Source organism: Kitasatospora purpeofusca, assembly GCF_000718025.1.
Taxonomy (GTDB): Bacteria; Actinomycetota; Actinomycetes; order Streptomycetales; family Streptomycetaceae; genus Kitasatospora; species Kitasatospora purpeofusca.
The window spans coordinates 529,233-549,077 of the sequence record NZ_JODS01000003.1; the positions used below are offsets into that span (position 1 = coordinate 529,233).

The following is a 19,845-nucleotide window of genomic DNA, read 5'->3' on the forward strand; positions in this document are numbered from 1 at the left end:
GTAGACCTTTGATCGCTCGTCGAACGGCCGCCCGAGGTCGGAGGCGTCTCGGGCGGCCCGAGGAGGTGGGCCCGCGTCCTTGGCCCGCCCGGCTGGACGCGGGCCCGGCTCTCAGGCGGCCAGGCCGGGGCCTCCCCCGTCCCTGGCCGGATCCGCGGCGACGGTACCGGTGGTCGGAACCTGTTCGAATTCATTCACTCGTTCGGGCGTGTCGTGCTCCCCGCGCGGGGTGGACGGCAGTGCCGAGGGGGCGGGCAGCGGTGCGGGCGCGGGTGCGGCGACCGCCACGGGCGCGGGTGCGGCGGCCGGTGCGGGCGTGGGCGTGCATACGGCGGCCGGCGTCGACGCCAGTGCCTCGACCGGGCCGAACCGGCCGCTCTCCGGGTCGAGCACATAGGCCTGTGCGGTGGCGAAGTCGAAGTACATGCCGACCAGTCGCAGGGTGCCCTCGGCGACCCGCCGCTCGACGGCCGGGTTGGCCATCAGCTGGTCCAGCTGCTGGACGACATTGGTGACGCAGAGCTGCTCGGTCACATCGACCACCGGGCGGTCGGTGAACTCCGCCGGGACCCGGCGCAGCCGGTCCAGCGAGCCCCGGCCGTTGCGCAGCCAGCGGGCGAGCGGAGTGGGCCGGCCGGGCTGCTCGTGCACCCCGTCCAGCAGGGCCTTCATCGCCCCGCAGCCGGAGTGCCCGCAGACGGTGATCGACCGCACCTCCAGTACCTCGACCGCGTACTGCACCGCCGCCGCCACCGAGTCGTCGGCCGCGCCCGGCTCGTGCGGCGCCGGCACCAGATTGCCGACATTGCGCACGGTGAAGAGGTCGCCCGGGCCGCTGTTGGTGATCATGCTGGTGACCATCCGGGAGTCGGCGCAGGTCAGGAACAGCTGGGAGGGTGTCTGTCCCTCCCGGGCGAGCCGGGCCAGTTCGGGCCGGACCAGCGGGGCGGTGTGCAGCTGGAACACCCGAACCCCGTCGAGCAGCCGGACGTGCGGGTCCTCCTGCTGTTCGATGCAGTGGTGGCCGACCCAGGGCGTCCACGCGCGGCAGCGGTGCGGGCCGGGGGAGCTGCCGGTGCGGACGGTGCCGTCCGGGTCGAGCACCTCGTCGTCCTGGCGGCGGGTCACCATCGACACCCGTCCGCCGCCGGCCTGGTGGCCGTTGCGCCAGCTGTGCAGCGTCTCGTAGGCGGCGTGGTCCAGGAAGGAGCCGTCGTGCACGACGGTGACCTCGGCGCCGGCCGGCACACCGGCGAGTGCCCGGCTCAGCCGGGGCACGGCGGCGAAGGTCAGCGGGCCGTGCGTCTCCACGGTGAACGCGCCGTCGGGGCCGGTCAGCACGTCCACGTGCGCGCGGGTCAGGCGGTAGAGCGCGAGCAGCACGGCCGTCGCGGCGCCCAGCGCCACACCCGGCAGCACGCCGAACAGCACCACCGAGACCACGGTGACCAGGTAGACCGGGAACTCCCGGTGCCGGTGGACCTTCCGGATGTGCGCGAAGCTCACCATCTGCAGGCCGACGACCAGTACCAGGGCGGCGAGCGCGGCGAGCGGGATCCGGCGCAGCCCGCCGGTGAGGGCCAGCGCGGCCGCCAGTACCCACACCCCGTGCAGCACCGAGGACCAACGGCTGCGGGCCCCGGCCCGGACGTTGGCGGTGCTGCGCACCGCGCCGCCGGCGATCGGCAGTCCGCCGACCAGCCCGCTGATCATGTTGGCCAGTCCCTGGCCGCGCAGCTCGCGGTCGAGGTCCCCGGTGCGGTGCGACATCCGGTCGACCGCGACGGCGGAGAGCAGCGATTCGACGCTCGCCACGGCGGTGACGGTCAGCACGGCGGCGAGGACGGCGAGGGGCGGGCCGTGCGGCAGGTCGGGGACCAGGTCGTGCGGCTGCCAGGCGGGCAGGTCGACCCGGGCGAGCCGCAGGTCCAGCGTGATCGCGAGCGTGGTGGCGGCCGCGACGGCGGCCAGCGGGCCGGGGACCTTGGTCAGCCGGGCGCCGAACTCGCCGTACCGGCCGGGGAGTCGGCCCAGCCGGGGCCAGCCGAGCAGCACCGCGGCGGTGACCGCGCCGACCACCAGGGCGGACGGGTGCGGGGCCGCCAGCTGGCTCGGCAGGGCGAGCAGATTGGCCAGGGACGAGCTCTGCGGGGAGCCGCCGAGGACGACGTGCAACTGCGCGATCGCGATGGCGAGGCCGACGCCGGCCAGCATGCCGTGCACGATGGCGGGCGAGACGGCCAGCGCCGTCCGGGCCACCCGCCTGACGCCCAGCAGGAGTTGGAGCAGGCCGGCGGCGAGCGTGATGGCGCAGGTCGCCTGCCAGCCGTACTGGGTGATGAGACCGGCCGTGATCACGGTGAGCGCGGCGGAGGGGCCGCTGACCTGCAGCGGGGTGCCGCCGAACAGTCCGACCACGATGCCGCCGACGGCCGCGGCGGCGAGGCCCGCGGTGAGCGGGGCGCCGGTGGCCAGGGCGATGCCGAGGGAGAACGGCACGGCGATGAGGAAGACCACCAGGGAGGCCGAGAGGTCCTGCGCCCAGGAGGCGCGGGGGCGACGCCCCGGCGGGGCGTGGTCGGTGGTGTCGGAGGCGATGGGTGCGCTGGAGATGTCGAGGGTCATGGGTCTTCCCGTCTGTCCGGGGGAACGAACGCAGTCAGGTCCGGCGGTGAGTCCGGTCATGGGCTCGGTGGAGCGGATCGGCTGTCGTGGGTCGCGACGGTGTGGCGGGATGGCGTGGACGGGCCGGGAGTGCGGGTGTCACCGGCCGGGCCTTGGACCATCGGGGGCCCCGGCGGTCGCTCGGCGGGGCGCTGGGAGGAGCCAGGCCACGGCGAGGAGCACCGGAACGGATGCGGATCATCAAGACTCGGTAAACCGAGGGTAATGAGAGCTTTGCACAGCGTCATCCGGAGCGACAGGCAATATCCGCCTCATTCACCCCATTGGGTGGTGGTCGAACGGACGTGAATCTGCTGGTGGCGGCGCTGCGGCCGCGGCGGGGGCGGCGCGGGGGCGGACGCGCGGGGGCCGCGGCCCCGTTCTGGGACCGCGGCCCGTGGTCGCTGCGGTGGTTCTGCGCGGTGGTGCCGCGTCGGCGCTGGGCGCCGCCGGTCCGGTCAGACGGCCGCGCCGGCCGCCGCGGGCTCGTCGCCGAGCACGAAGTCCGGGTCGACCTGGGTGGCGAGGTCGATGCCCACCTTGGCGTTCGCCCAGCTCTCGGCGTTGCGCAAGTGGAACAGGACCGCCTGCTCGGTGTAGCGGCGCGGGTCCCGCAGGTCGTACGCGGCGTCCGCCGCCGCCCTCAGCTCGTCCAGCACCGCGCGGTTGACGGCTTCGAGGGCGCGCAGCGGCGGCTGCGCGCCCTGCTCCAGTCGGCGCACCCAGTCGGAGTGCCCGAAGGAGGTCAGCAGGTCCTCGCCGACCTCCCGGCGGAGGAAGTCCAGGTCGTCCTGGCTCTGCACCTTGTTGCCGACCACTCGCAGCCGGACGCCGAAGTCCTGCGCGTAGTCGCGGTACTGGCGGTACACCGAGATGCCCTTGCGGGTGGGCTCGGCCACCAGGAAGGTGAGGTCGAAGCGGGTGAACAGGCCCGAGGCGAATGAGTCGGAGCCGGCGGTCATGTCGGTCACCACGTACTCGTCCCGGCCGTCGACCAGGTGGTTCAGCAGCAGCTCGACCGCGCCGACCTTGGAGTGGTAGCAGGCGACGCCGAGGTCCTCCTCGGTGAACGCGCCGGTCGCCAGCAGCCGCACCGAGCCCTCGTCGAGCGCGATCGGGCGGGCACAGGCCGCGTAGACCGGGTTCTCCTCGACGATTCGGAGCAGCCGCGAACCGCGCCCGGGCGGGGTGGTCTTGATCATCTCCTCGGCGGAGCGGATCAGCGGGTTGCCGCCGCGCAGGTACTCCTTGATGCCGGGCAGGTGGGCCCCGAGCGAGGGCAGGGCGGCGGACTGGTCGTCCGTCAGCCCGAGGGCCGGGCCGAGGTGCTGGTTGATGTCGGCGTCGACGGCGAGGACCGGGCGGCCCGCGGCGGCCAGGTGGCGGATGAACAGTGCGGACAGCGTGGTCTTGCCGCTGCCACCCTTGCCGACGAAGGCGATCTTCATCTTGGGACTCCGGCTCTCGCTCCAGGACCCGCCGCGTCCGCGGTCCGCGCCGCGACGAGGTCGACGATCTCCCGAGTTGGAAATCGTTATCGTCTTCGACAGCCATGCTATCCGGGGTTTCGGGCCGTTTGCGGGAGGGAAGTGAGGATTGCCTCGAACGGGTGATGCGTGGTTGCTGTTCCGGCCGGGGCCCCCGGGTCATTACTCTCGGGTAGGTGAGCACTGGAACAGATCCCCTCGCCCCGCTGGCCCAGCTCCCCGGGGTGCCCGACGCGGTGGCCGAGGTGCGCAAGGCCGTCGACCGCCTCTACGGCCACCGGGTGATGCGCCGCCGCGCGGCCGAGGTCACCTCCGAGTCGGCCCTGCGCGGCGCCCGCGCCTCCGCCGCGCTGGCGGGCTCGGACTGGCCGCTGGAGGAGGTCCGCCGTCGCAGCGACTTCGGCGCCGACCCCGAGACCCGGACGGTGGGTGCCTCCCTGCGGATCGCCGCCGAGGCGGGGCAGCTGCTGAGCATCTGGCGGCACTCGCCGCTCCAGGTGCTGGCCCGGCTGCACCTGCTGGCGGTCGGCGACGCCGACCCCGTGGCGGGCCGGCCGAGGCAGGCCGGGGAGGGCGTCGAGGACCTGTTCCCGCTGGAGCTGAAGCCGGCCGAAGGGGTCGCGGCGGACGTCGCCCCGGCCGTCGTGCCGCCCGCTCCGGCGGGGCCCGTGCCGGCCCTGCCGGCGGCGCCCGGCCCGGAGGAGGTCGCCGCCCGGCTGGACCAGCTGTCCCGGCTGCTGGTGGCCCGCGCCGAGGGCCAGGGCGTCGGGACGCCGGCCCTGGTGGTCTCCTCGGTCGTGCACGGCGAGCTGCTGGCGCTGCGGCCGTTCGGCTCGTACAACGGTCTGATCGCCCGCGCCGCCGCGCGGATCGTGCTGATCGCGGAGGGCCTCGACCCGAAGTCGATCTGCCCGGCCGAGGTGGGGCTGGTGGAGCTGGGGACGGACGCCTACCGGTGGGCCCTGGCCGGCTACCTGGCGGGGACGCCGGAGGGACTGGCGGCCTGGATCGGCCACTGCGGGCGGGCGCTGCGGCTCGGGGTGCGGGAGAGCACGGCGGTCTGCGAGGCGATGCAGCGCGGCATGGTCTGAGCGGGCGGCGTGCGGGCGGGGCCCGCTCGGGCGGGCTCCGGTCCGGCCGGCATGCGGCCGGGCCGGGGGAGGCCCCGGGCGGGCTCAGGACGGGCTCCGGACGGGCTCCGGAGACAAGGATGCGGCGGCACCTGAACTTGCCGGGTGCCGCCGCTGGCACAGATGCCGGGTGACCATGCATGCACCGGAAAGTGCCGATCAGACGGGGATCCTGCCCGTTCGTCTGGTGCGGCGGCCCGACAGCGGGTCGGCTGCATGTGGGTGCTCGGTTATCTGTGCACACGGTCCGTGGGGCCTGAACTGCGTTGTCGGTTTGACCTCTTAGGTCCTGACCGGGTCTCGCGGGCCGTGATTCCTTTGTATCGCGTTTCGGGCGAAAGGGGAACCCGAAATGAGAAGTCTTCGACTTTTGCCCGTTTTGTCCAAGGGGTGTCGGGCCGGTGCCGCCTCGGTCGGGGCCCCGCCGGGTCAGGCCGGCAGGCGGCGGCGCCGGCGGGTCGCGTACCAGACCGCGCCGGCCGTCAGGACCGCCGCGCCGACCGCCACCGCCGTCAGCACCGAGCGGCTCGGCGCCGAGAACTCCGGGAGCCGCCGCCGGAGTTCCACCGGCCGGTCGAAGACCAGCACCGGCCACTCCCGCGCCAGCGCCTCCTTGCGCAGCGCCCGGTCGGGGTTGACCGCCGACGGGTGGCCGACGGCCTCCAGCAGGGGCAGATCCGTCGACGAGTCGCTGTAGGCGTAGCACTCCGCCAGGTCGTAGCCCTCGACCTCGGCCAACTCCCGGATGGCGGCGGCCTTGTTCTCGGCGTAGGCGTAGTACTCGATCTCGCCGGTGTAGCAGCCGTCCTCGATCTGCAGCCGGGTGGCGATCACGTGGTCCGCGCCGAGCAGCGCGCCGATCGGCTCGACCACCTCGGATCCGGAGCTGCTGACGATGACCACGTCCCGCCCGGCCGCGTGGTGCTGCTCGATGAGCGAGGCGGCCTCGTCGTAGATGATCGGATCGATCAGGTTGTGCAGCGTCTCGGCGACGATCTCGCGGACCTGCTGGACGTTCCAGCCCCGGGTCAGCGCGGAGAGGTACTGCCGCATCTTCTCCATCTGGTCGTGGTCGGCGCCGCCCACCAGAAAGACGAACTGGGCGTACGCACTTCGCAGGACGGCCCGACGGTTGATCAGGCCGCCCTGGTAGAACGGACGGCTGAACGCCAGGGCGCTCGACTTGGCGATGATCGTCTTGTCCAGGTCGAAGAAGGCGGCGGTCCGCGGACCGGCCGGGCGCGGGCGCGCGGCCGCCGGACGGGGCGCGGACGGGCCGGAGCCGGTCCCTCCGGGCCGCGCGCCGGTCACGGCCGTCCCGTCGGCCCCGGGGGCCCCGTCGGTTCCGGCGGAGGCTGCGGCGGTGGAGTCCGGGGACTCGTCGGCGTACTCGTCGGCGTTCTCGGTGGTGTCCACGGGAACCGAGGATAGAGGGCTCCGCAAAACTGCCCGCCATTCGGCGTACTCGCGGGCGTGCGGGTTTGTGTTTCTGGCCGCTCGGGTACACCATGGAAGTCACGGATCGTTCGCGACCGTGCTAACCCGGTCCGGCTCCTCCCCCCCGAGTCGGGCCGTGGATAGACGACCCCCGCTCTCCCCCCCGGCGGGGGTCGTCGCACGTCCGGAGCCATTTTCGGGGCTCGGGCGGCCGGCCCGGCGGATCCGCCGGTTGATCCGGGCGATCTCTACAGGGGGTGTCGGCCCGCCCGACTGTCTCGACGTTTTCGTCACTCTCCGTAGAGCTTTGGTCATGTCACGCTCCGGAGCCGCCACCCCTGGAATGAGGCTCGGACCTGCTCCGGGGAGTACCCGGTGCGTGCGTCGCTATCCCGCCCCGCCAGCTATGGCGGTTCATCTCGGTGAGCCCGATTAGTCAATTCTTTGTCCAATAGCCCCCCGTCCGGGTGAACGTTTTCCTCCACAGCCCCCGAGTTGTCCACAGGGAATCGGAACCCGGAGGACGGAATCGGGATCACCGTCCAACGTGAGGCCCGGCAGCGGTTGCCGGGCCCGATCCCTCGGGCCCCCGGCCGGCTGCCGGACCTTTCGTAGGTGTGCCCGGCCGCTGTGCGCGGCCGGGCACCGGGACAGGGGAGCCGCCATGTCGAAGCCCATCACCGACCACGCCGCCACCGGCGGGCCCGAGCCCGCCCGGCCGCTCGTTCTCACCGGGAACGACGCCCTGGCCGAGCACCTGCTGCGGATCTGCGCGGCGGCCGGCACCGATCCGAGGCTGATCCGGGGCGCGCCGCCGCGCGAGCTCTGGGAGGAGGCCTCGCTGGTCCTGGTCGGCGACGACCGGGCCGGGCACTGCGCCGCGATGCCCCGCCGACCGGGGGTGCTGCTGCTCGGGCTGGACCTCGACGACGCGGGCGTCTGGGTCAGGGCCGTCCAACTCGGCGCGGAGCACGTGCTGTTCCTGCCGGACGCGGAGACCTGGCTGCTCGACCGGATCGCCGACGCCGTCGAGGGCGTCGGCCCGCCCGCCCGCACCGTCGCCGTCCTCGGCGGCCGGGGCGGCGCGGGTGCCTCCACCCTGGCCTGCGCGCTCGCGGTCACCGCCGCGCGCCGCGGCCTGCGCACCGTCCTCGTCGACGGCGACCCGCTCGGCGGCGGGCTCGACATCCTGCTCGGCGGCGAGACGGCGGCGGGGCTGCGCTGGCCGGACCTCGCCGGCTCCCGGGGCCGGGTCAGCGGCGCCGAGCTGGCCCGGGCGCTGCCCGCGCTCAAGCGGCTCGGCACGCTGGCCTGCCTGTCCTGGGACCGCGGCGACACCCCGGCAGTGCCGCCCGAGGCCATGCGCAGCGTCCTCGCCGCCGCGCGCCGGGGCGGCGGCCTGGTGGTGGTCGACGTGCCCCGGCGGTTGGACCCGGCGGCCGGGCAGGCGCTGGAGCAGTCCGACACGGCGCTGCTGGTGGTGCCGGCGGAGCTGAGGGCGGTGGCGGCCGCCGACCGGGTGGCCGCGTCCGTGCGGATGCGGCTCGACGACGTGCGGGCGGTGGTGCGTCCGCCGGGGCCGTTCGGGCTCCCCGCGCACCGGATCGCCCGGGGGCTGCGGATGCAGCTCGCCGGGGTGCTGGATCCGGAGCCGGGCCTGGCCGTCGACCTCGAGCAGGGGGTGCCGCCCGGCATCCGCGAGGGCGGGCCGCTCGCCAGGTTCTGCGGGGCCTTCCTCGACGAGGTGCTGCCGACGGTGCCGGCGGTCGAAGGGGGCGTGTACTGATGGTGCGACTGCGGAGGGCCGGCGGGGCCGGGGAACCCGGCGGCGGACGGCCGGGCACCGGCGGGGCCGGTGGAGCGGCCCCGTCGGGCGGGTACCGGTCGGGGCACGGGGGTGACGGACCGGGTGAGCGGCGGGTACTGCGGGGCCTGCCCGGCCCCGGGAGCGGCCCGGCGGCGCGGCCGGGGCCGGAACCGAACCCCTACGGGCGGACGGCGCGGGAGGAGCGCGCCGCCGCGCTGGTGGACGCCGTCCGCCTGCGGCTGGCCGAGTCCGGGGCCGTGCCGACCGCCGGTTCGGTGGCGACCGCCCTGCGGGCCGCCCGGCCGCCGCTCGGCGGTGACGACGTCCTCGACACCGTGCGCTCGCTGTGCGCCGAACTGGTGGGCGCGGGCCCGCTGGAGCGGCTGCTGGCGGCGCCCGATGTCACGGACGTCCTGGTCAACGGGCCGGACGAGATCTGGTTCGACCGGGGCGGCGGACTGCGCCGGGCCACCGGCGTCCGGTTTGCCGACGCCGAGGCGGTGCGGCGGCTGGCCCACCGCCTCGCCACGGCGGCCGGTCGGCGGCTCGACGACGCGCGGCCCTGGGTGGACGCCCGGCTGCCGGACGGCACGCGACTGCACGCCGTCCTGCCGCCGATCGCCGCCGGATGCACCCACATCTCGCTGCGGGTGTGCCGCTCCCGGCCCTTCACCGTCGACGAGTTGGTGGCGGGCGGGGCACTCCCGCCGCGCGGCGGCGAACTGCTGGCCGCCGTCGTGCGGGCCCGGCTCTCGCTGCTGGTCAGCGGGGGCACCGGCACCGGGAAGACCACGCTCCTCGCGGCGCTGCTCGGCCTGGTCGGTCCGGAGGAGCGGATCGTCGTCGCCGAGGACTCCGCCGAGCTCCTGCCCGACCACCCGCACGTGGTGCGGCTCCAGGCCAGGCCGCCCAACCAGGAGGGGCTGGGCGAGCTGACCCTGCGGGACCTCGTCCGCCAGGCGCTGCGGATGCGGCCCGACCGGCTGGTGATCGGCGAGGTGCGCGGCGCCGAGGTGGCCGACCTGCTGGCCGCCCTCAACACCGGCCACGAGGGCGGCACCGGGACGGTCCACGCCAACACGGCGGCGGACGTACCGGTCCGGCTGGAGGCGCTCGGCTCGCTGGCCGGGATGGACCGGCCGGCCCTGCACAGCCAGCTCCGGGCGGCCCTCGACCTGGTGGTGCACCTGGTGCGGGAACCGGGCACCGGGAGGCGCCGGGTCGCCGAGATCCACACCCTGGGCGGTGACCGGCACGGGTTGGCCGTCACCACGCCCGCCGTGACGTTCACGGCGGACGGCGGCACGGTGGCGGGGCCCGGCTGGTCCCGGCTCGGGCGGCTGCTCGCCGCCCGCGGGGTCGTGCTCGTGGACGGGCCGCCGTGACGGCGGGGCCGGTGGAGGGGGTGTTCCTGCTGATGCTGTGCGGCTGCGCGGTGGGTGCGCTGCTGCTTCTCGGGCCGGGGAGCGGGTGGAGGGGCCGACGGCGGTCGGGCGGTGGTCGCGGCCGGTGTCGCGCTCGGTGTCGTGGACGGCCTGTCGGCCGGCGCGGTGCTCGTTGCGGTGGTCGGTGCGGTGGTGGATGTGGTGTTCGGGACGAGGAGGGCGGCAATGGCTTTGGAGCTGTACGGGATTGTGTTGGGGTGCTGGCTGGTGATGGCCGTCGTCGCGGTGGCGGGGTGGTGGCGGCTGCAGGGGCAGTTGGCGGGTGCTCGTCGGGCCGGTGCGGTGCTGACCGGGGCCGCGGGCGACTCCGGCGGGAGCAGAGGCAGGAGTGGGGGCGACGGCGAAGGGCGTACGGGGGCGCGAGCGGTGGGAGCGGTCGTGCGGTGGTCGGGCGGTCCCTGGCGGGCTGTTCGGCGGGCGCCGGAACTGCTGCTCGTGCCCGGCGGGTTGGCGGTGGGGTGGGCGACGGCGTCGCCCGTCCCGGTGCTGGCGGCGCTCCCCGCCGTCCTGCCGGCCCGCAGGTGGCGGTCGCGCCGCGCTGCGGCGGCCGAGGCGCGGTACCGCTCGGCCGCTGTGGTGGAGCTGTGCGCCGGACTGGCGGGCGAGTTGCGCGGCGGGGCGACACCCGAGCAGGCGCTCCACCTGGTGACCACGAGGATCGCGGCCGACCGGTCGGCGCTGGAGCGGATCGGTGCCGAGCCGGTGGCCCGCCTCGCGGCCGGCCGGTACGGCGCGGACGTCCCCGCGGCGTTCCGGCTGCTCGCCGAACGGCCGGGCGGGAGCGGGGCGGCGGCGGTGGCCGCCTGCTGGGAGGTCGCCTCCACCGGTGGTTCGGGTCTGGCGGCCGGGCTCGACGGGGTGGCCGAGGCGCTGCGCGTCGAACGGGCGCTGGCGGAGGAGATCGCCGCCGAACTCGCGGCGCCGCGCACCACGATCGCGGTCCTGGCGGCCCTGCCGCTGGCGGGGCTGCTGCTCGGCGCGGCGCTCGGTGCCCGGCCGCTGGAGGTGCTGCTCCACACACCCGCCGGGCTGGCCTCCCTGGCGGTGGGCGCGGTCCTGGAGGGGCTGGGCCTGGTCTGGACGGCCCGCATCGTCGGGGCGGCCGCCGACGGTGCGCTGGTGGCCGCCCCGGGCTGTGAGTCGGGTCATGAGTCGGGCCAGGCGTCGGGCCGGGGGCCGGGCGGGAGCGGCGGGGAGGGGCCCGAGGAGTGGCGCTGCGGGATCACCCGCACCCGGGTCCGCGCCCGGTCCGGGCCGGCGCGGCCGAGCGGGGCGTTCCAGCGGGAGGTGCTGCCGTGGTGACCCGGGTGCTGGGTCGGGCGTGCGTGGTGGCGCCGGGGCGCGTGCCGGCCCGCGAGGGCGGCCGCAGCGGTGGGCGCAGTGGTGGTCACACAGGAGGGAGTCGGGCGGGAGGAGGGACACGGATGGAGTGGGTGACCGAGCGCGCGGCACCGTTGGTGTGCGTCGTGGCGGTGCTGGCGGGAGCGACGGCCGGTGGCCGGGCCCGGCGCCGGTGGCGTGCGGGTCGGAGGGCGGCCGCCCTGCTGGACGAGGAGGAGCGGCCGCGCCGGGGGCGGGCCGCCGGGAGGACGCCGCGGCGCCGGCCGACGACCGGCGAGAGTGCGGCCCTGTCGGGGCGGGTCCGACGTGCGGCGACGGCGCTGGGCGCCGGGCTCGGAGCGGCGGCCTTCCTCGGCGGCACGGCGGGTCTGGTGACGGGCGCACTGCTGGCGGCCGGGTTGCACCGGTGGCTGCCCCGGGCGAGGTCACCGGCGGAGCGGCGGGCCGAGCTGGACGAGGCACGACTGCTGCGGCAGTTGCCGCTCACCGCCGAACTTCTGGCGGCCTGCCTCGGTTCGGCCGCCTCGCCGGCGGCGGCCGTCGCGGCGGTGGGCGGGAGCGTCGGCGCCCCGATGGGGCCCCGGCTGCTGTCCACGGCGGCCGAACTCGCCCTGGGCGCGCCCCCGGAGCTCTGCTGGCACCGGCTCGGGGAGGAGCACCCGCCGCTGGCGCCGCTGGCCCGCTGCCTGGTCCGGACGAGCCTGAGCGGAGCCCCGGCGGCAACGGCGCTGGCCGGGCTGGCCGGCGGCCAACGGGCCGAGGCCGTCCGGGCGGCGCACGCCCGGGTGAGGCGGGCGGGAGTGCTTGCGACGGCCCCGCTCGGGCTGTGCTTCCTCCCGGCGTTCGTCCTGATCGGTGTCGTCCCGGTGGTGGTTGGGCTCACCACGCGTTTTTCGCAGTCGATGTGACGCACCGTCCACGTGCGTGGGGCGGTCTGCCGATCGGTCGGCGCGGCCGCCGGTGCGGCGGTCTCTTGTCGGATTCGAAGCTTCGAAGCAAGGAGGAACTCATGAACCTGGCGATCGGTCCCGTGGCCGTGGCGGGCGCGGTGAAGGGGATGACGGGCGTGGGCGCGAGGCCGGGCGTGGGGCGCCCGCCCGGGAGGCCGGCGGTCCGGGACCGGCACTCGGCCCGCTTCCTGGTCCTGCTCCTGCTGCGGCGTGCGGTTCGGCGTCGGGGCCGGACCGGTCTCGGCGGTCCGGACGCGGGAATGACCACGTCGGAGTACGCGGTCGGCACGCTCGGGGCGTGTGCGGTGGCGGCCGCGCTCTACAAGGTGGCGACCAGTGCGGCGGTCATGGAGGCGCTGCAGGCCGCCCTGGACCGGGCGCTCCATGCGACCTGACCAGTCGTCGGGGCCGACCCCGGAGCCGTCCCCGGAGCCGAGGCTGCCGAGGCCGCCTAGGCCAGCGAGGCCGCCGAAGGGGCGACGGCGCGGCGACGCCGGGTTCGTCACCGCCGAGACCGCCGTCGTGCTGCCGGTGCTGGTGCTGCTGGTCGCGCTGCTGGTCTGGGCCGTCCTCGCGGCAGCCGCCCAACTCCGCTGTGTCGACGCGGCGCGAGTGGGAGCCAGGGCGGCCGCGCGCGGGGAGGCCGATGCCGCCGGGGTGGCCCGGGCGGCCGCGCCACCCGGGGCGGCGGTCCTGGTCGACCTGGCACCCGACACCGTCCGGGTCACCGTGGACGCGCCGTACGGGGCACCTGGGCGCTTCGCGGAGGTGCTCGCGGTGCGGGTGAGCGCCGCGGCGGTCGCGGCCAGGGAGGACACCCTGCGAGGGGCGGAGGGAGGTGGTGGTCCGTGGCCGGGGTGAGGTCTCGTCGGCGGCGGTCGGACACCGGCTCGGCGACGGTCTGGGTGCTGGCGGGCGTGCTGATCGGCTGTGTGGCGTTCACCGCCGCGCTCTCCCTGGGCGCGGTGGTCGGGGCCCGCCACCGCGCGGAGTCCGCCGCGGACCTGGCCGCGCTGGCGGCGGCCGACCGGCTGTTGGTGGACGCGGACGGAGGCTGCGCCCGGGCGAGAGCCGTGGCGGCGGCGCAGGCGGCCGCCGTGGTCTCCTGCGCGGCCGACCTCCCGGCGGACGCCGTGGAGGTGGTGGCGGAGGTGCCGGTCACGGGGCTGCCGGTGCGACTTCCGGTCGGTCCCGCCCGGGCCCGGTCCCGCGCCGGACCGCTTCGGGCTGCGGTCCTGCCGACGGACGAGGATGCGCGGGTCGCCCTGGGCGAGGCCGGTCCGACCGGAGGCAGCCCGTGAGCCCCCGGCCGGTCGGGCCGCCGGTCAGTCCGCCGGTCGGTCGGCGGGTCGGTCCTCCGGGCGGCCGGTGGATCCGTCGGCCGTCTCGGCCGTCGCGGCCTCCTCGCCTGCCTCCGCCGTCCCAACGACTTCCGGGTACACCTCCGCCACCCCCGAGTCCCCCGCCTCTGCCCCCGCCTCCGTCCCGGACGTATCGGGAGCGCCGGCGAGCAGGACGTCCAGCAGCCGGACGGCGGCCGCCTTGTCGAGCGGGTCGTTGCCGTTGCCGCACTTGGGCGACTGGACGCAGGACGGGCAGCCGCGCTCGCACTCGCAGGCGGCGATCGCCTCCCGGGTGGCGGTCAGCCACTGCACGGCCCGTCGGAAGCCCCGTTCGGCGAAGCCGGCCCCGCCGGGGTGGCCGTCGTAGACGAACACGGTGGGCAGTCCGGTGTCGGGGTGCAGCGGCACCGAGACACCGCCGATGTCCCAGCGGTCGCAGGTGGCGAAGAGCGGGAGCAGGCCGATCGAGGCGTGCTCGGCGGCATGGGCGGCGCCGGGCAGTTGGTCGGGCGGGATGTCCGCGTCGATCAGCTGGTCCTCGGTGACGGACCACCAGACGGCCCGGGTGCGCAGGGTGCGGGGCGGCAGGTCGAGCTTGCTCTCGCCCATGATCTCCCCGGTGGAGATCCGCTTGCGGAGGTAGCCGACCACCTGGTTGACGACCTCCACCGAACCGAAGCAGAGCCGGCCCTCGCCCCAGTCGACGGTGGTGTCGGTGGAGAGCACGGAGATGGAGGTGATGTCCCTGGCGGAGGTCGTGTAGGGCGGGTCGGCGGGCTCGACCAGGGCGACCGAGTTCTCCAGGTCGAAGTCCCGGACGAGATAGGTCCGGCCCCGGTGGAGGTGGACGGCCCCGGTGTGCACGGTGGTGTGGGCGGCGGAGGCGTCCACGGTGCCGAGCAGTCGGCCGGTCGGCCCCTCGACGATCTGCACCGGGCTGCCGCCGCTGCCCCGCAGGTCGACGGCGTCGGCGGCCCGCTCGCGGCGGGTCCAGTACCAGGCCTCGCCGCGCCGGCGGAGCAGCCCGCGGCGCTCCAGCACCGGCAGCAGCGGAGCGGCCGAGGGGCCGAACAGCTCCAGGTCGGTGTCGGTGAGCGGCAGCTCGGCGGCGGCGGCGCACAGGTGCGGGGCGAGGACGTGCGGGTTGTCCGGGTCGAGCACGGTGGCCTCGACCGGGGTGGCGAACAGCGCCTCCGGGTGGTGCACCAGGTAGGTGTCCAGCGGGTCGTCCCGGGCGATCAGGACGGCGAGCGCTCCCTGGGCCTCCCGCCCGGCCCGGCCGGCCTGCTGCCAGAGCGAGGCCCGGGTCCCCGGGTATCCGGCCATCAGGACGGCGTCCAGACCGGAGATGTCGACCCCGAGTTCGAGGGCGGAGGTGGAGGCGAGGCCGAGCAGCCGGCCGGACTGCAGGTCGCGCTCCAGGGTCCGGCGCTCGTCGGCGAGGTAGCCGCCACGGTAGGCGGCGACCCGGTCGGCGAGCGGGCGGCCCAACTGGTCCTGGGCCTGGAGCGCGACGAGTTCGGCGGCCCGCCGGGAGCGGACGAAGACGACGGTGCGGGTCTCCCGCTCGACCAGGTCGGTCAGCAGGTAGGCGGCCTCGGCGGTGGCGGTCCGCCGGACCGGCGCACCCTGCTCGCCGACGTTCTCGGTGAGGGGCGGCTCCCACAGCCCGAAGACCATCGGGCCGCGCGGGGAGGCGTCGTCGGTGACCGCGGCGGCGGGCAGGCCGGTCAGCCGGCGGGCGGTGACGGCCGGGTCGGCGGTGGTGGCGGAGGCGAGCAGGAAGACGGGAGAGGAGCCGTAACGGGCACAGATCCGCCGCAGCCGGCGCAGCACCTGGGCCACGTGCGAGCCGAACACGCCGCGGTAGCTGTGGCACTCGTCGACCACGACGTAGCGGAGCGTCTTGAGGAAGGAGGACCAGCGGGCGTGCGCGGGCAGGATGCCCCGGTGCAGCATGTCCGGATTGGTGAGGACGTAGGAGGCGTACTGGCGGACCCACTCGCGTTCCTCGGGCGGGGTGTCGCCGTCGTACAGGGCGGCCCGGACGCGGGGCGGGGCGAGTTCCGCGGCCCGGCGGCGCTGGTCGGCGGCGAGTGCCTTGGTGGGGGCGAGGTAGAGCGCGGTCGCGCCCCGGCCGTTGCGTGCCTCGGTGCCGTCCAGCAGGTCGGACAGCACCGGCGCCAGGTATCCGAGCGACTTGCCCGAGGCGGTTCCTGTGGCGATCACCACAGATTGACCGGATTTGGCCAGATTCATCGCCTCCGCCTGGTGGGCCCAGGGCTCCCGGACGCCCAGGTCCTGGGCGGCCGAGACGATCTCGGGCCGGATCCGGTCGGGCCACGGCGCATAACGGGCGGGCCGGGCGGGAAGGTGCTCCGTATGGGTGAGCCGGTCCGACCGCCCCCGGGCGGTGGACAGGGTCATGAGCAGTGCCTCGGGCAGGCTGTGACGCGGCGGCATGAGGACCCAGTGTGTCACCGGCGTGACGGAGAATCGTCCTAAGCCATCGTGCGGTCATGGTCGCAAGTGGTTGAATGTGGCGGTGACGGCCGTACGGCCGGGGGTCGCAGCGCCGAGGCTTGCCACGCATTCGCTGGGTGTGCCCGGGGTTCGCGACCATGCGGTGACGGCCGTCCGGCCGAGGATCGCAATGACGTAGCAAGGCAAGGTGCTGGAGGTTCCGTGGACCTGTCCCTGTCGACCCGTACAGTCGGCGACCGCACGGTCGTCGAGGTTGGCGGCGAGATCGATGTGTACACCGCCCCCAAGCTGCGCGAGCAGCTGGTCGAGCTCGTCAACGACGGCAGCTACCACCTCGTCGTCGACATGGAGGGCGTGGACTTCCTGGACTCCACCGGCCTCGGTGTGCTGGTGGGCGGGCTGAAGCGGGTGCGTGCCCACGAGGGCTCGCTGCGCCTGGTGTGCAACCAGGAGCGCATTCTGAAGATCTTCCGGATCACCGGTCTGACCAAGGTGTTCCCGATCCACACCTCGGTCGAGGACGCGGTCCAGGCGACCGACTGATCGGTCGACCCGATCGACCGGACCGGGCCGGTCCTCCGTGGCCGGCCCGTCCGTTCCTCATGCGTCCGGGCACCGGGGCCGTGTGGCCCCGGCCCGTCCGGCCGTCCCCGGGTCGGCTGTTGCCGGCCCGCAGCGACCGGGGCCGTATGTCCGGCCTCGGTCGGAACACCCCGAGGGGGAAGACATGGCAACCGTCGAACTTCGATTCAGCGCGCTCCCCGAGCACGTGCGGACGGCCCGGCTGGTGGCCGCGGCAGTGGCCAGACGGGCGGGGGTCGACGAGTCGGTGCTCGACGAGGTGCGCCTCGCCGTCGGCGAGGCGTGCTCGCGCGCGGTCGGCCTGCACCGTCGCGGCGGTGTGACCGGCGCGGTGCGCGTCGCGCTGGTCGACCAGGAGAAGCGTTTCCTCATCGAGGTCGAGGACGAAGCGGGCCTCGACACCGTCCCGGCCACGGCGGCGGACGGCGGCGACCCGGACGAGGACACCCTTGGCCTCGCCGTGCTCACCGGCCTGGTGGAGGACCTCGAGGTCACCAGTGGCGCCGGCGGCGGTCTGATCCGGATGAGCTGGCCGGTCTCGGCGGACGCGCTCGCCGTCTGAGTGCGACGGGCGGTTGCGTGACGGGCGGGGCAGGAGCGCCCGGGGTCGGGCGGAAGAGGCGGAAGAGCGGGTCCGAACGGGAATCGGGGGTCGAGCGGCGGCCGTGTAGGTTCGCAGTTCGACGACCGAAACCGAAAGGGCTCTCCCGGTGAACAAGCGACTGCTGGCCGTACCCGCGCTCGGGGCGCTGCTCGCGTTCGGCGCCGTCGGCTGCGGCGACGACAACAGCAAGCAGCTGGAGTCCTGGGCGGCGAACGTGTGCGGCGCGGCCAAGGACCCGATCGCCCAGGCGCAGACCGCCCTGGCGGACACCGGCCAGGTGAAGACCGGCGAGGCCCCGGCCGACCTCCAGAAGCGCCTCTCTGCGGACATCGGCCGACTGGCGAAGACCAACCAGGACATCGCCGCCGCCATCGACGGCGCCGGTGCGCCCAAGGTCGACGACGGCACGAGCCTGCAGAAGGACACCGTCACCGAGCTCACCAAGGCGGCCGACGGCTACCTGGAGGTCCAGAAGAAGCTGGACGCGCTCCCCAACGCCGACCAGGCGAAGTTCGCCGACGGGCTGCGGAGTGTGGCCGACCAGGTGCAGCAACTGGCCTCGCTCTCCACGCAGGCGCAGGGCAAGCTCCAGCGCGGCGACCTGGGTTCGGCGATGGCCAAGCAGGAGGGCTGCAAGCCGGGTTCGGCCGCGGCCGCTCCGACGTCCCCGGCGACCGGCGCACCGTCCGACGGGGCCACCGGAGCGCCCGCGGACGGGACGGCGGGCGGTGCGAGCCCGGCGGCGACCGATGCCCCCGGTACCCAGGCGCCGTCCGCTCCGGCCCCCTCCGCCTCGGCGAGCTGATCCCGCTTCGACCCGGGGCCGTCAGGCCCACCGGCCCTGTCACGACCGTCCGGTCCCGACGGGCCCCCGACGCGCACCCCCTCGGTCATCGGCCGAGGGGGCGGCGGTGTTGGGGACGGGACAGCCGGGCGGGCGGGGGACAATGGCGGGGTGATCAGTAGCCCCGTTCTCGACCCGACCCGCCTCGCCAAACTGCGCGAGGCGCTGCTCGCCGCCTCGTACACCGCCGACGGCTGCCTGGACCTGCTCGGGCCCACCGGGTACGCGGCGCTGGCCCGCAGCGAGGCGGTGCCCGCGCTGCGGGCGACCCGTGGCGGCAGCCCGCTGGAGACCCTGGTGCGGCTCTTCCTGCTGCAGCAGCCGGTGCCCTACCGGGCGGCCGCCGCCGCGCTGCCGGTGGAGGACTGCCTGGCCGACGGCTGGCTGCGCCCCGACGGCGACTCGGTGCGCGCCACCGTGGACGTCCGGCCCTATGCGAACGAGGTGCACGGGCTGCCGAGTTCGGACGCCTGGGTGGTCTCCGACCTGGGCTGCGCGGTCGGCGGCGCGGGCGGCATCGGCTCCGGGGAGACCGCGCACGGCGTGGCCCGCAAGGACCTCGTGCTCGGGGTGGGCGGCGCGTCCACCACGCTGGCCAACATCACGGTGCGCCGGCCGGTCCGCTCGGTGCTGGACCTCGGTTCCGGCTCGGGTGTGCAGGCGCTGCACGCCGCCCGGCACGCCCAGCGGGTGACCGCCACCGACCTCAACGAGCGGGCGCTGCGCTTCACCGAGCTGACCCTGGCGCTGTCCGGTTTCGACAACACGGAGACCGTCGCCGGCAGCCTCTTCGAGCCGGTGGGGGAGCGGCGGTTCGACCTGGTCGTCTCCAATCCGCCGTTCGTGATCTCGCCGGGTGGGCGGTTCACCTACCGGGACGGCGGGATGGCCGGCGACGACCTGTGCCGCAGCCTGGTCCGCTCGGCCGCCGACCACCTGGAGCCGGGCGGGTACTGCCAGCTGCTGGCCAACTGGCAGCACGTCAAGGGCGAGGACTGGCAGGACCGGCTGGCAGGCTGGGTGGCCGGGACCGGGCTGGACGCCTGGATCGTCCAGCGCGAGGTCCAGGACGTGGCCCAGTACGCGGAGCTGTGGCTGCGCGACGGCGGCGACCACCGCGGTGCCGGCGGCGACTACCAGGCCCGGTACGGGGAGTGGCTGGACGCCTTCGAGGCCGGCCGGGTCGAGGGCATCGGATTTGGCTGGATCACCCTGCGCGCGGGCGGCGCCGAGCGTCCGACCGTGCGGGTGGAGGAGTGGCCGCACCCGGTGGAGCAGCCGCTCGGCCCGCACATCGAGGAGTGGTTCGACCGGCAGGACTTCCTGCGGACCCACGACGACGCGGGACTGCTGGCGGCGCGGTACGTACTGGCCGACGAAGTGGTCCAGGAGCAGGTGGGCGCCCCGGGGGCGGAGGACCCGGAGCACGTCGTCCTGCGCCACAACCGCGGGATGCGGCGGGCCACCAAGGTGGACACGGTGGGCGCGGGCTTCGTCGGGGTCTGCGACGGGACGCTGTCGGCGGGCGAGATCGTCGACGCGATCGCGCAACTGCTGGGCGAGGACCGGGTGGTGCTGCGTGACCGGGTGCCGGAGTCGCTGCGGCTGCTCACCGAGCAGGGGTTCATCCAGCCCGCGTCCTGACCACGTCCCCGGCCACGCCGCCGACCACGTCCCCGGCCATGGCCCTGACGTTCTGAGCAGGTCCCGACCCGTCCTGACCGCAG

16 protein-coding genes are annotated in these 19,845 nt (G+C 75.4%); 12 read left to right on the forward strand and 4 right to left on the reverse strand.

Features of this window, described 5'->3' with window-relative positions; all coding sequences use genetic code 11:
* Positions 1-111: 111 nt before the first annotated feature.
* Positions 112-2,625, reverse strand: coding sequence for a SulP family inorganic anion transporter (locus IF01_RS0108395; RefSeq protein WP_078879772.1), 2,514 nt, complete (start codon positions 2,623-2,625; stop codon positions 112-114).
* 497 nt (positions 2,626-3,122) lie between these two features.
* Complete coding sequence (locus IF01_RS0108400; RefSeq protein ID WP_030392659.1) at positions 3,123-4,112, reverse strand: ATP-binding protein; 990 nt, start codon at positions 4,110-4,112, stop codon at positions 3,123-3,125.
* 215 nt (positions 4,113-4,327) lie between these two features.
* On the opposite strand from IF01_RS0108400, the gene IF01_RS0108405 reads away from it, so the two are divergent.
* The gene (locus IF01_RS0108405) at positions 4,328-5,242 is read left to right on the forward strand and encodes a Fic family protein (RefSeq protein WP_030392660.1); all 915 of its coding nucleotides are present in this window, start codon (positions 4,328-4,330) and stop codon (positions 5,240-5,242) included.
* Positions 5,243-5,710: 468 nt separating this feature from the next.
* On the opposite strand, the gene IF01_RS0108410 is transcribed toward IF01_RS0108405, so the two are convergent.
* Positions 5,711-6,697 carry an HAD family hydrolase gene (locus IF01_RS0108410; protein ID WP_255360201.1) on the reverse strand — a complete coding sequence of 329 codons (987 nt, stop codon included), beginning with the start codon at positions 6,695-6,697 and terminating at the stop codon, positions 5,711-5,713.
* Positions 6,698-7,382: 685 nt separating this feature from the next.
* On the opposite strand from IF01_RS0108410, the gene ssd reads away from it, so the two are divergent.
* The 7 genes from ssd to IF01_RS0108445 all read left to right on the forward strand — a co-directional run bounded on the left by ssd (position 7,383) and on the right by IF01_RS0108445 (position 13,562).
* The gene (gene ssd / locus IF01_RS0108415) at positions 7,383-8,504 is read left to right on the forward strand and encodes a septum site-determining protein Ssd (RefSeq protein WP_030392662.1); all 1,122 of its coding nucleotides are present in this window, start codon (positions 7,383-7,385) and stop codon (positions 8,502-8,504) included.
* 2 nt (positions 8,505-8,506) lie between these two features.
* The gene (locus IF01_RS0108420; RefSeq protein ID WP_375340973.1) at positions 8,507-9,910 is read left to right on the forward strand and encodes a TadA family conjugal transfer-associated ATPase; all 1,404 of its coding nucleotides are present in this window, start codon (positions 8,507-8,509) and stop codon (positions 9,908-9,910) included.
* A 225-nt stretch (positions 9,911-10,135) separates the two neighbouring features.
* Positions 10,136-11,272, forward strand: a complete 1,137-nt coding sequence (locus IF01_RS41450) for a type II secretion system F family protein (protein ID WP_208624293.1) — start codon at positions 10,136-10,138, stop codon at positions 11,270-11,272.
* Positions 11,273-11,394: 122 nt separating this feature from the next.
* On the forward strand, positions 11,395-12,219 hold the full coding sequence (locus IF01_RS0108430) for a type II secretion system F family protein (RefSeq protein ID WP_030392665.1): 825 nt from the start codon (positions 11,395-11,397) through the stop codon (positions 12,217-12,219).
* Positions 12,220-12,320: 101 nt separating this feature from the next.
* Complete coding sequence (locus IF01_RS45320) at positions 12,321-12,656, forward strand: DUF4244 domain-containing protein (protein WP_078879774.1); 336 nt, start codon at positions 12,321-12,323, stop codon at positions 12,654-12,656.
* Positions 12,657-12,783: 127 nt separating this feature from the next.
* A complete protein-coding gene (locus tag IF01_RS41455) occupies positions 12,784-13,122 on the forward strand; it encodes a TadE family type IV pilus minor pilin (protein ID WP_037779216.1) in 339 nt (112 codons plus the stop codon).
* Entirely contained in the window at positions 13,110-13,562 is a 453-nt protein-coding gene (locus tag IF01_RS0108445) for an Rv3654c family TadE-like protein (RefSeq protein ID WP_051755018.1), read from the forward strand. The genes IF01_RS41455 and IF01_RS0108445 overlap by 13 nt, the downstream gene beginning before the upstream one ends.
* 24 nt (positions 13,563-13,586) lie before the next feature.
* Here the strand turns inward: IF01_RS0108445 and sftH are convergent, their stop codons facing one another.
* Positions 13,587-16,067, reverse strand: coding sequence for a DNA 3'-5' helicase SftH (sftH, locus tag IF01_RS0108450; protein ID WP_078879775.1), 2,481 nt, complete (start codon positions 16,065-16,067; stop codon positions 13,587-13,589).
* Positions 16,068-16,289: 222 nt separating this feature from the next.
* Here sftH and bldG point away from each other — a divergent pair, with 222 nt between their 5' ends.
* From bldG to IF01_RS0108470, 4 genes are all read left to right on the forward strand, one after another.
* Complete coding sequence (gene bldG, locus IF01_RS0108455; protein ID WP_030392670.1) at positions 16,290-16,631, forward strand: anti-sigma factor antagonist BldG; 342 nt, start codon at positions 16,290-16,292, stop codon at positions 16,629-16,631.
* 184 nt (positions 16,632-16,815) lie between these two features.
* Positions 16,816-17,232 (forward strand): ATP-binding protein, encoded by a 417-nt coding sequence (locus IF01_RS0108460; protein ID WP_030392671.1) that lies wholly within the window; start codon positions 16,816-16,818, stop codon positions 17,230-17,232.
* Positions 17,233-17,380: 148 nt separating this feature from the next.
* On the forward strand, positions 17,381-18,079 hold the full coding sequence (locus IF01_RS0108465) for a hypothetical protein (protein ID WP_030392672.1): 699 nt from the start codon (positions 17,381-17,383) through the stop codon (positions 18,077-18,079).
* Between the two features lie 150 nt (positions 18,080-18,229).
* Positions 18,230-19,762, forward strand: coding sequence for a DUF7059 domain-containing protein (locus tag IF01_RS0108470; protein ID WP_030392673.1), 1,533 nt, complete (start codon positions 18,230-18,232; stop codon positions 19,760-19,762).
* Positions 19,763-19,845 lie beyond the last annotated feature (83 nt).

Coding starts and splice junctions, on each gene's coding strand:
- IF01_RS0108400 (WP_030392659.1), bottom strand. CDS start 4,112: ATGAAGATCGCCTTCGTCGGCAAGGGTGGCAGCGGCAAGACCACGCTG.
- IF01_RS41450 (WP_208624293.1), top strand. CDS start 10,136: ATGGCTTTGGAGCTGTACGGGATTGTGTTGGGGTGCTGGCTGGTGATG.
- IF01_RS45320 (WP_078879774.1), top strand. CDS start 12,321: ATGAACCTGGCGATCGGTCCCGTGGCCGTGGCGGGCGCGGTGAAGGGG.
- sftH (WP_078879775.1), bottom strand. CDS start 16,067: ATGCCGCCGCGTCACAGCCTGCCCGAGGCACTGCTCATGACCCTGTCC.
- IF01_RS0108460 (WP_030392671.1), top strand. CDS start 16,816: ATGGCAACCGTCGAACTTCGATTCAGCGCGCTCCCCGAGCACGTGCGG.
- IF01_RS0108430 (WP_030392665.1), top strand. CDS start 11,395: ATGGAGTGGGTGACCGAGCGCGCGGCACCGTTGGTGTGCGTCGTGGCG.
- ssd (WP_030392662.1), top strand. CDS start 7,383: ATGTCGAAGCCCATCACCGACCACGCCGCCACCGGCGGGCCCGAGCCC.
- IF01_RS0108395 (WP_078879772.1), bottom strand. CDS start 2,625: ATGACCCTCGACATCTCCAGCGCACCCATCGCCTCCGACACCACCGAC.